This is a genomic window from Micromonospora violae (genome assembly GCF_004217135.1).
GTDB classification, from domain to species: Bacteria; Actinomycetota; Actinomycetes; order Mycobacteriales; family Micromonosporaceae; genus Micromonospora; species Micromonospora violae.
Genome location: NZ_SHKK01000001.1, coordinates 4,854,499 through 4,866,683 on the forward strand (window position 1 = coordinate 4,854,499; position 12,185 = coordinate 4,866,683).

A 12,185-nucleotide genomic window follows, 5' to 3' on the forward strand; every position below is an offset into this window, starting at 1 on the left:
AGTTCATGAGCGAGCAGATCGGTAGCGCGATCTCGGTCGACCACCTGACCCGACGATTCGGCGCCGGCGCGGACCAACTGACCGCGGTCGACGACGTGTCGTTGGAGATCGCGGCCGGGTCGGTGGTGGCGCTGACCGGGCCGAGTGGGTCGGGCAAGTCGACACTGCTGCACCTGATCGGTGCGATCGAGCAGGCCGACAGCGGCACCGTCACGGTCGACGACGTGGAGATCACCTCGCTGCGTCGGGCCGCGCTGGCCCGCTACCGGCAACGGGTCGGATTCGTGTTCCAGCGCTACCACCTGCTGCCCGCGCTCACCGTCCTGGACAACGTGATCGCGCCCGTCCTCCCCCGCCGGGGCCGCACCGACCACACCACCCGAGCCCGCGAACTACTCGACGCGGTCGGCCTCACCGGGCGGGAGCGCGCCCTACCCGCGCAGCTCTCCGGCGGCCAGCAGCAACGGGTCGCCATCGCCCGCGCACTGATGGGCGCGCCGGGCCTACTGCTGGCCGACGAACCCACCGGCAACCTCGACTCCACCACCGGCAGCCAGATCCTCGACCTGCTGCTCGACCTCCGCGACCAGCACGGCATGACTATCCTGCTCGCCACCCACGAACAAGCCATCGCCGCCCGCTGCGACCGACTGGTCCGACTGACCGACGGACGCGTGGCCGAGGACCTCGACCTCACCGACGGCGAAGACCCAGCCGACACGTACGGACGGGCGACCCAACTGCGGTTGTGACGCCGGTCAGCCGACTGCGCGGTATGGCCGAGCGTCGCTGACCGGCGGGGTCAGCCGGCGGCGTGGGCCGGGCCGGTGCCGTCCGCCGATGGGGGCGAGGATGCGTCGACAGCGGACGACCCGGCCTCCGACGGTGTGACCGCCAGGGTGGCGAGCAACGCGCCGCCGTCGGCGGATGACACCGCCTCGGCATCGTTGACGAAGGCGAGGTCCGCCTCGACGTGCCGGCTCGCTGCGGCGAGCAGCAGCCCCACCACCGCGTCGGCTGCCTGGCGGCGCAACCCGTCGAGATTGCGCAACTCCCGAAGCAGATAGCCGCGTTGGTTGCTGAGCACGGTGCGGGCGGTCTGCGCGGAACCCGATCGGGCCGCCGCGGTGACTTTGCGGAAGAAGTCGTCCCGGAAGCCGCCACTGCGTGGGCTCAGCTCGTCGAGCCAGCGGCCGAGTTCGGCCCGCCCGGCGGGAGTGATCTGGTAGACCACCCGGTCGGGTTTGACCTGCTGGGCCTGCCGCTCGGCGACGACCAGGCTGTCCCGGGAGAGCCGATCGAGGATCTGGTACAGGTAGCCGATGTCGAGTGGCCCCCACTGTGGACCGGCGGCGGCCTCGAAGGCGCTCTTCAACTCATCGCCGTAGCTTGGGCCGCGCACGAGTAACGCGAGGACCGCGTGCTGGATCGCCACTGTCTCCTCCGATCCCACTGACCGACCGGGTCAGGCCTTGCATTGTGACAATGTAACGCGCAGAGTGTGGGAAGCACACGGGGAGGCACAACATGCTCGGGTTCATCTGGGCGCAGCTACGCGGCCGTGCTGGTCGGTCGGCGGCGCTGCTGACGGGCGTGCTGGTGGCGACCACCGGCTTCGTCGTCCTGACCGGCGCCACCACCACCTCCCGCCTCGAGGTCACCGGCGCGGTCGAACGCGACACCCGGGCCGCCTACGACATCCTCGTCCGTCCCCACGGGGCACGCACGCCGCTGGAGGTCGAACGTGGACTGGTTCGCCCGAACTACCTCTCCGGCCTCTTCGGCGGCATCACTCCCGCGCAGTACGAGCAGGTGAAACAGGTCGCCGGCGTTGACGTGGCCGCGCCGATCGCCATGCTGGGCTACTCGACCTCGTCCGTGTCGGTCCGGTTCGACCTGACCGACGCGGTCGATCGTTCCCTGGACCAGCAGGTCATCCGGGTCGACCCCACCTTCACCGCCGAACGAGGGCTCTCCACGGCCCCGAGCCGTCCACGCTACGTGTACGTGACCAAGCGCCCGCTGCTCTACCCCGAGGGGGGCGACCCGAACGCCTCCTCGATCCCGTACTCGGACGGCCGGATGTACCCGTACGACCTGCAGTGCGGGGATGTCCCACGGGAGGTGCTTCCGGACGGGCGGACCCAGCCGATCTGCAACCCACACACGATCGGGAGGTCGTCGGACGATGGATGGACCTCCGAACGGGAGAACTGGAGCGTCGACACCGTTCGACTGTTGCCCGATGGACGTTTTGAACAGAACCGCTGGCTGTCCGGTCGCGCCGAGCGCGTCGCCACCGACCAACTGGTGGCCACCTACCGGGTGACGGTGCCGTTCCTGCTGGCCGCCGTCGACCCCGACGCGGAGCAGCGGCTCGTCGGCCTCGACGACGCGGTGATCGAGGGCCGCGCTCTGCGACCCGACGACACGGCCATCGACACCCATCTCCCCATGCATGTGCCCGAGCGGTCCATCCCGGTGTTGAGCACCAGCCGCCCCTACCTGGACGCCACCGTGCGGTCCGCCCTCACCCGGCTGCCGCAGGCGCGCCCCGCCGGGCTGAGCATCCCCGACCTGGAGCAGGCGCTGTCCGGCGCCACCGGGGTCAAGGTCGGGACCGAGGAGTACGCGCTCGCCGACGGGTACCTCGACCTGCTGGCCGCGGGGATCTCCCCGACCGGCTGCTGCTGGGGCGAGTTGCAGACGATCTTTCAAGCGGGTGCCCCGGAGTACGACCGACTCCCCGACGGCACCCTCCGCGCAGTCACCCGAGCGCCGTTGGCGGCCAAGACCTTCGGCACCGAGAACATGTACAACTTCAACGGACGTCCGTGGTCGGCCGACGACACCGGCTTCCGCCCGCTGACCTCGGTCCCCATGCAGCCGACAGGCGCAACAATCGACCAGGTTCGGAACTGGCGGACCGTCGGCATCTTCGATCCCGAGAAGTTGAGCGGCTTCAGCGACCTGTCCCGGCTGCCGCTGGAGACGTACGAGCCGCCACGCCTCGACGGCGCGGACGAGCGCAGCCGCCAGGCCCTGGGCGGCCAGCCGTTGGAACCGAGCGGCAACCCGGCCGGCTACGTCTCCGCGCCGCCCCTGCTGCTCACCAGCCTGGCGGCGGTGCCGAAGCTGATGGAGGGCAGCCCCAGCCCCACCCGGACGGCGCCGATCAGCGCGATCCGGATCCGGGTCGCCGACGTCGCCGGCTACACCGAACGGTCCGCCGAGCGGGTCCGACTCATCGCCGAGCGGATCGCCGACACGACCGGGCTGGACGTCGATCTCACCATCGGCTCGTCCCCCGCCCCGCAGACCATCGAGCTGCCTGCGGGTTCGTTGGGCCGGCCCGACCTGCGGCTGGCCGAACCGTGGTCCGCACTCGGGATCGCCTCGGTCATCACCAAGGCGGTCGACCGTAAGAGCCTCGTTCTGTTCGGGCTGGTGTTGGTGGTCTGCGCGCTGTTCCTCGGCAACGCGGTCTCCGCCGCCGTCCGGGACCGCCGCCCCGAACTGGCGGTACTCGCCTGCCTGGGCTGGTCAGCCCGGCGGATCGCGGCGCTGGTCCTCGGCGAGGTGGCCGCGCTGGGGCTCGCCGCCGGTCTGCTGGCCCTCGGGCTGGCGTTGCCCCTGGCCGCCGCGCTGGGCATCGAGATCAGCTGGTATCAGGCAGCGCTCGCCGTACCGGTGGCTCTGCTGCTGGCGCTGGTGGCGGGCGTGGTCCCAGCGCTGCGGGCTGCGGGCGCGCACCCGGCCGCCGCGCTGCGGCCCATGGTCGCCCCGGCCCGGTGGGTGCGGCGGCCCCGCAACCTGTTCGGGATGGCCCTGGTCAACCTGGTCCGCACCCCCGGGCGCACCCTGCTCGGGGCCGGAGCGCTCGCCATCGGGCTGACCGCGTTGACCCTGGTCAGCGCCGCTGCCTACGCCTTCCGTGGCGCGATCGTCGGCAATCTGCTCGGCGACGCCGTCTCACTGAACGTACGGGGCGCGGACACCCTGGCCGCAGTCGTCACTGTCGTGCTGGGCGCGGGTGCCGTCGCCGACGTGCTGTACCTGAACGTCCGGGACCGCGCCGCCGAGTTGTCCACGCTGCGTGCTGTCGGCTGGACGGACACCGAGCTGAGCCGCCTGGTGGGTTACGAAGGGCTCCTCATCGGCACGCTCGGGGCGGTGGCCGGCGCGGGGCTCGGGCTCGCCGGGGCCGCCTGGCTGGTCGGTGGTCTGCCGACCGCCCTGATCATGGTCGCTGCCGCCGTGGCGCTCGGCGGGGTGCTGCTCACCTGTCTGGCGGCGCTGGTGCCGGCCGCGTTGCTGCGCCGGCTCCCGACCGCACGGCTACTCGCGGAGGAGTGACGAGGGAGGTGACCTCAGGCGACCGGGCTCGCGGTGCGGACCAGCTCCGCGATCCGCTCGGCGACCTCGCGGGCGGTCGCCTCGGTGGCCGCCTCGACCATCACCCGAACCAGCGGCTCGGTGCCCGACGGGCGCAGCAGCACCCGACCGGTCTCCCCGAGCTCCGCCTCGGCCCGCTCGACCTCGGCGCGCACGGCCGGCGCGGCGGCACCGATGGTGCGGTCGCCGACCGGCACGTTGATGAGCACCTGGGGCAGCTTGGTGACCACCGAGGCCAACTCGGCGAGGGACTGCCCGGTGGCCGCCATCCGCGCCATCAGGTGCAGACCGGTGAGCACCCCGTCGCCGGTGGTGGCATGGGCGGGCATGACGATGTGGCCGCTCTGCTCACCGCCGAGCGCCAGCCCGGAGGCGCGCAGCTCCTCCAGCACGTACCGGTCGCCGACCTTGGTCTCGATCAGGCGGATGCCCTGCGCGGACATCGCGAGCCGTAGCCCGAGGTTGCTCATCACGGTCGCCACCAGGGTGTCCTGGGTGAGCGTGCCGGCGTCCCGCATGGCCAGCGCGAGGATCGCCATGATCTGGTCGCCGTCCACCTCGTCGCCGTCGGCGGTGACCGCCAGGCAGCGGTCGGCGTCGCCGTCGTGGGCGATGCCCAGGTGCGCGCCGTGCTCGACCACGGCCTCGCGCAGCGCCTCGATGTGGTTGGAGCCACAGTCGTCGTTGATGTTCAGCCCGTCGGGCTCGGCGTGGATGGCGATGACCTCCGCGCCGGCCTCCCGGTAGGCGACGGGGGCGACCTCGGCGGCAGCGCCGTTGGCGCAGTCGACCACGACCTTGATCCCGTCGAGCCGGTGCGGGATGGTGCCCACCAGGTGCTGGACGTAGTGGTCGGCGCCGTCGAGCAGGTCGTGCACGCGGCCGACACCCGCGCCGATCGGGCGGTCCCAGGCGGTGGTGGCGTTCGTCTCGACGGCCGCCTCGATCTGCATCTCGATCTCGTCGGGCAACTTGTGCCCACCGGCGGCGAAGAGCTTGATGCCGTTGTCCGGCATCGGGTTGTGCGATGCGGAGAGCATCACACCCAGGTCGGCTTTGGCTTCGGCGGTGAGGAACGCCACCGCGGGGGTGGGCAGCACGCCGACCCGCACCACGTTCGCGCCGGCGCTGGTCAGACCAGCGACAACGGCGGCCTCCAGCATCTCGCCGCTGGCGCGGGTGTCCCGGCCGACGACGGCGAGCGGCGGATGGCTGCGGTCCGTCTCGGCGAGCGTGTGCGCGGCGGCCACCGCGAGCGCCAGCGCCAACTCCGGGGTGAGGTCCGCGTTTGCCCGCCCGCGTACGCCGTCCGTGCCGAACAACCGACCCATACCCGCCAACCTCCGAATGAGCACTGCCTGTGAGGAGAAAGCGGAACGGCCGACCCACCTCCCCGCAGTGGGGAGGCGGACCGGCCGTCCGTCAGAAGTACAACGCGCTGGGAAAGATCAGCGCTTCGAGTACTGGGGAGCCTTACGGGCCTTCTTGAGGCCGTACTTCTTGCTCTCCTTGACCCGGGCGTCACGGGTGAGGAAGCCGGCCTTCTTCAGGGCCGGGCGGTCGTCCGGCTCGTTGACGATCAGCGCGCGGGCGATGGCCAGCCGCAGCGCACCGGCCTGGCCGGTGGTGCCGCCGCCACGCAGGTTGGCGATGACGTCGAACTGCTCGGGCTTCTCGGCGGTGACCAGCGGGTCCTTGATGAGCTGCTGGTGCACCTTGCTCGGGAAGTACGACTCAAGGTCGCGACCGTTGCAGGTGATCTTGCCGGTGCCCGGGACGATACGGACCCGGACGATGGCCTCCTTGCGGCGGCCCACGGTCTGGATCGGCCGGTCACCACGAGGCGCGCGGGCAACGGGCGCCGGCGCCTCGGTGGCCTCGGGGGCTTCCGGGGCGACCTCGGTCTCGATGATGTCGGTCATGCTGCTTCCTTCGCCCGCGCTCACTGCGCGATCTGCTTGATCTCGAACGGCACCGGCTGCTGCGCGAGGTGCGGGTGCTCGGCACCGGCGTAGACCTTCAGCTTCTTGATCAGCTGACGGCCGAGCTTGTTGTGCGGGAGCATCCCCTTCACAGCCAGCTCGATGGCCCGCTCGGGACGCTTGGTCAGCAGCTCGTCGTAGCCGACCTGCTTCAGACCACCCGGGTAACCGGAGTGGCGGTAAGCGACCTTGGTCTGGCGCTTGTTGCCGGTCAACGCAACCTTGCCCGCGTTCACGATGACGACGAAGTCGCCCGTGTCGACGTGCGGCGCGAAAGTCGGCTTGTGCTTACCACGCAGCAACGTGGCGGCGTGGGTGGCCAGGCGGCCCAGCACGACATCAGAGGCGTCGATGACGTGCCACTGACGCTCGATCTCACCCGGCTTCGGGCTGTACGTACGCACAGGTCTACCTTGTCTCGTCGTCGGTCTGGGGTCGCGCGCCGAGGTGACCAGAGTTAGCAGGCCGGACCAGCGCGCACGAACGACCAAGCGTACCTGATGGGGCACGCCTCTGGATGTCGTACAACAGCAGGCAACGATACCCGCCGCCCCGACCGCAGGTCAAAACGGGGGTACGGTGCCGCGCGGCGACGCGCCGGGGGTGACCCGGCTCACACGCCAGCGAGCCGACCCGCCCTCGGCCGACGGTAGACGACCCAGGTGATCGCGAAGCACAACGCGTACCAGCCGATAAAGGCCAGGTAGGCGGCGTCGGCGTTACCCGAGCTCAGGAACGACTGGCGGAACGCGATGTTGACCATCACCCCACCGAAGGCGCCGATCGCCCCCGCGATGCCGATCAACGCGCCGGTCATCCGTCGCGCCCACCGCGCGGCGGCCTCCGGATCACGCTGGCCGGTGGCCACGGCGTCCGCCGCCCGCGCCCGGAAGATCGCCGGGATCATCTTGTACGTGGAGCCGTTGCCGATGCCGGAGAAAACGAAGAGAGCGATGAACCCGGCCAGGTAGAGCCCGAAGGAGCGCTCCCGGGCCGCGTACAGCACCGTGCTCGCGCCGGCCGCCATCGCCACGAAGTTCCAGAACGTCACCCGGGCCCCACCCAGCCGGTCGGCGAGGTGCCCGCCCAACGGGCGGATCAGCGAGCCGACCAGTGGGCCCAGGAAAGTCAACCAGGCGGCGTCGACCGCGGTGGGGAACCGCTCGGCGAACTGGAGCTGAAGCACCTGGCCGAAGGCGAAACCGAAGCCGATGAACGAGCCGAAGGTGCCGATGTAGAGCAGCGACATCACCCAGGTGTGCGGGTCACGGGCCGCCGCGCGCAACGCGCCCGGCTCGTTGCGCGCCCCGGGCACGGTGTCCAACCAGCGGGCCGCCGCCAGCGCGGCCAGCACGATCAGCGGCAGGTAGACCGCCGGCACCAACCGGGGGTACGCGGCGCCCGCGGTGGCGAGGACCGCCAGGCCGACCAGTTGCACGGCGGGTACGCCCAGGTTGCCGCCACCAGCGTTGAGCCCGAGCGCCCGCCCCTTGAGGTGTTGCGGATAGAACAGGTTGATGTTCGCCATCGAGGAGGCGAAGTTGCCGCCGCCGACCCCGGTGAGGCAGGCGAGGACCATCAGGGTGGAGTAGGACACCCCCGGTTCCAGCAGCACCGTCATCGGCACGGCGGGCACCAGCAACAGCAGTGCGCTGATGATCGTCCAGCGTCGTCCGCCGAAGCGGGCCACCGCCAGCGTGTACGGCAGCCGCAGCACCGCGCCCAACGCGGCCGGCACGGCGGTGAGCAGGAACTTCCCAGCCGGGTCGATGCCGTACGCCGGGCCGAGGAAGAGCACGGTGACCGACCAGAGACTCCACACCGAGAAGCCGACGTGCTCCGCGAAGATCGAGACCCAGAGGTTGCGCCGGGCGATCGATTCGCCGCCGGCCGCCCAGAAGTCCGGGTCCTCGGGGCGCCAGTCGTGCAGCGGTTGCCGGCGGCCGGTGACGGCGGGCGGCTCGGCGGTGACTGCGGTGCTGGTGAGCGTGCTCACGGCGGCTCCTCCTCGTCGATGTGACGAGGACGAACGCTAGGAACGCCCGGTTACCTGGCAGTGCCCGTCGCGGGTCGGGCCGGAAACGGCTATCGCACCACCGGCCAGCGACGGTGGTGAGCACGCCAGAGCTGCCGGCGCGGCCGGCGGGTCAGAGCTGTTGGAGGATGCGCAGGGCGCGGCCGACCCGGAGCATGGTGTCGGTGTCGGCGACGTCCACGCACCCGGTGAACCACTTCTTCATGGGTGAGGAGATCCGGTCGGGCATCACCACGTACCGGCCCATCGACACGGCGAGCGGCGAGTCTCGCAGCAGCGACTCCTCCACCACCTCGGCCACGATCACGATGGGCACGTCGGTGGAGTTGTAGACGTCCGAACTGATCACGAGACCGAGGCGTTCCCGGGCGCCCTCGATGCGCCAGATCTCACCCCTACGCAGCACGCGGCCGTCCGCCGGAGAACAGGTCGTTGACCATGCCCGCCTCGCGGGCGTCGGCGAGAGCGGCGGACTCCAGATCAAGGCTGGCGCGACCCACGGCGGCGGCATGCGCGGTGAAGACCTCGCGCAGCGCCTTCTCCCGGGCGGCCTGGTCCATCCACGCGGAGAGCGACAGCCCTTCGCGCTTGGCGAACCGCCGCGCCTCCTCGATCGTCTCGTCGGTGAACGAGAGAGTCACCTTGGCAGTCATGCCGAGCAGATTACCCAGCGGTGTGACCGACAGTCATCCCCGCGCTCACCGACTCCTCCCCCGGCGACGAAACGCACATTCCACCGGGTTTACCCGACCCGGCCGCCGAACACCGCGAAGCGCCACTCCTTGAAGTAGCAGTCGACGTCGACCAGGCCCGCCTCGGCGAGCCACCGGCACTGGTCGGCCACGGTCGCCGGAAGGTCGTGGCGCATCCGCTCCTGGGCACCCGCGATCTCGTCGGGAGACGCGCCCAGCTCGGCAATCCGCTCCAGCCACACCTCGTCATACCGCCGGTCCAGCACCGGGGTCGGGCCGGCGACCTGTTCGGCGTTGACGAACACCCCGCCCGGTGCCAGCACGGCGGCGGCCCGCCCGTACAGCGCGCGCTTGCCGGCGTCGTCCAGGTGGTGGATCGCCAGTGCGCTGACCACCGCGTCGTACCGGCCGGGCGGCAACTCGTCGGCCAGGTCGGCCCGGACCGTCCGGTGCGGCACACCCCGGGCGTCCAACTGCTCGCTGGCCCGGGCGAGCATCGCCGGCGCGCCGTCCACCAGGGTCAGCCGCACTCCGGGCACCGCCGCGGCGAGCAGCAGCGAGAGCAGCCCGGTGCCCGCTCCCAGATCCAACACCTCCGGGGTACGCCCGGCGGCGAGCGCGGCCCGCAGCGGCGGCGCGGCCACTGCGACGGCGGTGCCGTAGAAGCTGTCGAAGCAGGGTATGAGCCGACGCCGCGCCTCGTCGTACGTGCCGGCCACCGCGTCGAAGACGTCAGTCACGCCCATCGCAGCCTCCCATAATTTGAGACAGATTTCCCATATTATAGGCGCTGCCGCGTCAAAGCCGCGCACCCCGAACACACGAAAGGCCCCCGGCTTCCTGAGATATCCAGGACACCGAGGGCTGTGCGTGCTGCGTTGGTTAGCCGATGGGGCCGATTGACTTCGCCAGGTCGACGAAGCCGGACCATGCCGCCGGCTCGAAGGTCAGCGTCCCGCCGTCGCGGTCTTTGGTGTCACGAACGAGGACAACGCCAGGGATGTTGTCAGCAACCTCGACACACGAGCCTCCGTTGTTTCCGCTCTTCGTGCTCTTACGCCACTGTGCGCCGGTCAGGTCCATGATCCCGCTGCTTTCCTGATCAGGTCGAGGGACTGTTGACGGGAAAGGGCTTCGCTCCTGATGCGTTCCCATCTGCGATTCAGCGTAACAACGTCCGCAGTTCCATTCACGATCTGCGCTCGCACCTGGCTGTCAATATGCGCGACCTGCTCGCCGTCGGGCAGCTCGGCCACGATGAAGCCCCCACCAAGGCCCGGATACATCCCGACGTCCTGCGGCACCACGAGCACCTGCACCATGGGCAGAACCGCGCACGCGGCGAGATGGGCAACCTGCTCACGCATCAGCAACCGGTCGCCGTATGCCGACTGGTACAGGACTAGTTCGTGCACGACCGCGACCAGCAGGGGCGGGCGTTCACGGCGGAGGATGGCCTGCCGGTCGATGCGGGAGGCGACCACATCGTCGACTTCGCCCATCGTCAACGCTTCGCCGGCCAACGTCGCCCGCGCATACGACTCAGTCTGCAAAAGACCGGGCACCCAGGTGTGCTCGAACCAGCGGATTGCAAGGGCTTCGCGTTCCCAGTCGACCCACTCGCGCAGCCATTGCGGCTCACGTCGTTTGAGGACATCCGGCCAGAGGTCCCCAACGTCCCTCCCGAGGAGCGCGGCCAGCTTTGCGCGCCGACGGGGCTGCGGCACGCGTCCCGGGCTTATCCACCGCGCTGCCGTCTTCGGATCCACCCCCGTCTGAGCTGCCAGGCTTTCGGCTGTCTCGCCAGCTTCAGCCATGGCCGCCTGAAGTGCATGATTCATCCCGCCTCCAAGACGAACGTCCCGAACGTCCCTGGGAATAGAGCTACGTCGTGTACTGATCCCATCGCTCTCGGCAATGTAACCGGCAGATGGCGCGGCCGGTAGGGACTCGAACCCGGCGGTCGCGTTCGTACCGGGGCCGCCCTCGCCCCACCGGGTAGATCTTGGACAGTTTCCGTTAGCTCGGCGGGCTAACGGAAACTGTCCAAGATCTCGAGCGGCGAGCAGCAAAGGCGGCCCCTTCCCAGGACGACTAGGGGGAGCACCGTGCCGGACAAGCCGCCCGATCCGAAGCCCGAAGCGAAGCCCGAAGCGAAGCCCGAAGCGAAGCCCGAAGCGAAGCCCGAACCGAGGCCCGAACCGAGGCCGATGACCGGCCGGGCCGCCGTCGTCGGGCGTGCCCTGGGCACCGGGGGCCGTTCCTCAGCGGGCGGCGAACCGGCTCGCCCGCACTCCCGGCGACGGATCGGTGAACGCGCGAGCGGGTCGGTGCGGACACCGCGCACGGGTGAGGTCCTGCACCTGACCCGCACCGCGAGTGTGCAATTCTTCCGCCCGATCTTCGTCCGCGTGATTCGCGTACTGGACTGGCCGACGTACGACGGGTGGCTGTGGATTGACGCCTACGAATTGGCCGCGAATGGCGACGCAGTCGCGCGCCGGTCACTGTTCGTGATGCCCGCGGGCCTGATCTGGCCGGACCCGCCCGCCCCGCGCTCAACCACCCGCAGGCCCGTCAAGCGCCCTCCGGTGCGGGTCGGATGACCAGACGTCCTCGTCCGCACCAGCCGATGCGCCCGGCGTGGCTCTGCCGTAACTGCGCCGCTCCCTGGCCGTGTTCGGCGGCTCAACTGCACCTCGCGACCGAGTTCTACGGCCATTCGATCGCCCTGGCGTTCTACCTGGCGGCGACCATGCAGGACGCGATCGACGACCTGTACTCCCTGGGCCTTCGTCCTGACCCGCGAGCACTGCACGCCCGTTTCCTGGGCTGGCTGTCTCTCACCCGCCGACCACGCCGGGCCGATCTGCGCTGACCGCCCGCAAGGAGGAAGTGCGCTGCCCTTCAGAGCTGATGTCGCAAACAAGTCAACCGCCGATGTCGTCAGCGATTCAGCTCCAAAGGCTCCGACTCGCACCCTCCAACGCGCTCGCTGCCCCGGTGCGGTGTGAGCCCCACTTGACAGGACCGAAACAGAAGGGACCCGGACCGGAAACCGCCCGGCGGCACGCTTTCCCG

14 protein-coding genes are annotated in these 12,185 nt (G+C 70.3%); 4 read left to right on the forward strand and 10 right to left on the reverse strand.

Annotated elements, in window-relative coordinates; translation table 11 throughout:
• Positions 1-5 precede the first annotated feature (5 nt).
• A complete protein-coding gene (locus EV382_RS21595; RefSeq protein WP_130404640.1) occupies positions 6-752 on the forward strand; it encodes an ABC transporter ATP-binding protein in 747 nt (248 codons plus the stop codon).
• Between the two features lie 50 nt (positions 753-802).
• Here the strand turns inward: EV382_RS21595 and EV382_RS21600 are convergent, their stop codons facing one another.
• Positions 803-1,435, reverse strand: coding sequence for a PadR family transcriptional regulator (locus EV382_RS21600; protein WP_165435842.1), 633 nt, complete (start codon positions 1,433-1,435; stop codon positions 803-805).
• 92 nt (positions 1,436-1,527) lie between these two features.
• Between EV382_RS21600 and EV382_RS21605 the strand changes: the two genes are divergently transcribed.
• Complete coding sequence (locus EV382_RS21605) at positions 1,528-4,356, forward strand: FtsX-like permease family protein (RefSeq protein ID WP_130404644.1); 2,829 nt, start codon at positions 1,528-1,530, stop codon at positions 4,354-4,356.
• A gap of 14 nt (positions 4,357-4,370) precedes the next feature.
• On the opposite strand, the gene glmM is transcribed toward EV382_RS21605, so the two are convergent.
• The 9 genes from glmM to EV382_RS21650 form a co-directional block, all read right to left on the reverse strand.
• A complete protein-coding gene (gene glmM, locus EV382_RS21610) occupies positions 4,371-5,726 on the reverse strand; it encodes a phosphoglucosamine mutase (RefSeq protein WP_130404646.1) in 1,356 nt (451 codons plus the stop codon).
• A gap of 117 nt (positions 5,727-5,843) precedes the next feature.
• Entirely contained in the window at positions 5,844-6,317 is a 474-nt protein-coding gene (gene rpsI / locus EV382_RS21615; protein WP_130404648.1) for a 30S ribosomal protein S9, read from the reverse strand.
• A gap of 20 nt (positions 6,318-6,337) precedes the next feature.
• The gene (gene rplM, locus EV382_RS21620) at positions 6,338-6,781 is read right to left on the reverse strand and encodes a 50S ribosomal protein L13 (protein ID WP_007465158.1); all 444 of its coding nucleotides are present in this window, start codon (positions 6,779-6,781) and stop codon (positions 6,338-6,340) included.
• Positions 6,782-6,990: 209 nt separating this feature from the next.
• Positions 6,991-8,373, reverse strand: coding sequence for an MFS transporter (locus EV382_RS21625; RefSeq protein ID WP_130404650.1), 1,383 nt, complete (start codon positions 8,371-8,373; stop codon positions 6,991-6,993).
• Positions 8,374-8,524: 151 nt separating this feature from the next.
• Positions 8,525-8,818 carry a hypothetical protein gene (locus EV382_RS21630; RefSeq protein ID WP_130404652.1) on the reverse strand — a complete coding sequence of 98 codons (294 nt, stop codon included), beginning with the start codon at positions 8,816-8,818 and terminating at the stop codon, positions 8,525-8,527.
• Positions 8,808-9,065, reverse strand: coding sequence for a DUF6364 family protein (locus EV382_RS21635; RefSeq protein ID WP_130404654.1), 258 nt, complete (start codon positions 9,063-9,065; stop codon positions 8,808-8,810). The genes EV382_RS21630 and EV382_RS21635 overlap by 11 nt, the downstream gene beginning before the upstream one ends.
• 89 nt (positions 9,066-9,154) lie before the next feature.
• On the reverse strand, positions 9,155-9,850 hold the full coding sequence (locus tag EV382_RS21640; protein WP_130404656.1) for a class I SAM-dependent methyltransferase: 696 nt from the start codon (positions 9,848-9,850) through the stop codon (positions 9,155-9,157).
• A gap of 136 nt (positions 9,851-9,986) precedes the next feature.
• Positions 9,987-10,187 (reverse strand): DUF397 domain-containing protein, encoded by a 201-nt coding sequence (locus EV382_RS21645; RefSeq protein WP_130404658.1) that lies wholly within the window; start codon positions 10,185-10,187, stop codon positions 9,987-9,989.
• Complete coding sequence (locus EV382_RS21650; RefSeq protein ID WP_130404660.1) at positions 10,178-10,945, reverse strand: helix-turn-helix domain-containing protein; 768 nt, start codon at positions 10,943-10,945, stop codon at positions 10,178-10,180. The genes EV382_RS21645 and EV382_RS21650 overlap by 10 nt, the downstream gene beginning before the upstream one ends.
• 489 nt (positions 10,946-11,434) lie before the next feature.
• On the opposite strand from EV382_RS21650, the gene EV382_RS21660 reads away from it, so the two are divergent.
• Positions 11,435-11,710 carry a hypothetical protein gene (locus tag EV382_RS21660; protein ID WP_130404664.1) on the forward strand — a complete coding sequence of 92 codons (276 nt, stop codon included), beginning with the start codon at positions 11,435-11,437 and terminating at the stop codon, positions 11,708-11,710.
• Complete coding sequence (locus tag EV382_RS21665) at positions 11,707-11,982, forward strand: hypothetical protein (RefSeq protein ID WP_130404666.1); 276 nt, start codon at positions 11,707-11,709, stop codon at positions 11,980-11,982. Before EV382_RS21660 ends, EV382_RS21665 begins: the two co-directional genes overlap by 4 nt.
• Positions 11,983-12,185: the final 203 nt, after the last annotated feature.

What these genes read in the sequence shown, in the direction of transcription:
- EV382_RS21640 (WP_130404656.1), bottom strand. Translation starts at nt 9,850, where the DNA reads ATGGGCGTGACTGACGTCTTCGACGCGGTGGCCGGCACGTACGACGAG.
- EV382_RS21635 (WP_130404654.1), bottom strand. Translation starts at nt 9,065, where the DNA reads ATGACTGCCAAGGTGACTCTCTCGTTCACCGACGAGACGATCGAGGAG.
- EV382_RS21595 (WP_130404640.1), top strand. Translation starts at nt 6, where the DNA reads ATGAGCGAGCAGATCGGTAGCGCGATCTCGGTCGACCACCTGACCCGA.
- EV382_RS21650 (WP_130404660.1), bottom strand. Translation starts at nt 10,945, where the DNA reads ATGAATCATGCACTTCAGGCGGCCATGGCTGAAGCTGGCGAGACAGCC.
- EV382_RS21665 (WP_130404666.1), top strand. Translation starts at nt 11,707, where the DNA reads ATGACCAGACGTCCTCGTCCGCACCAGCCGATGCGCCCGGCGTGGCTC.
- glmM (WP_130404646.1), bottom strand. Translation starts at nt 5,726, where the DNA reads ATGGGTCGGTTGTTCGGCACGGACGGCGTACGCGGGCGGGCAAACGCG.
- EV382_RS21605 (WP_130404644.1), top strand. Translation starts at nt 1,528, where the DNA reads ATGCTCGGGTTCATCTGGGCGCAGCTACGCGGCCGTGCTGGTCGGTCG.
- EV382_RS21645 (WP_130404658.1), bottom strand. Translation starts at nt 10,187, where the DNA reads ATGGACCTGACCGGCGCACAGTGGCGTAAGAGCACGAAGAGCGGAAAC.
- rpsI (WP_130404648.1), bottom strand. Translation starts at nt 6,317, where the DNA reads ATGACCGACATCATCGAGACCGAGGTCGCCCCGGAAGCCCCCGAGGCC.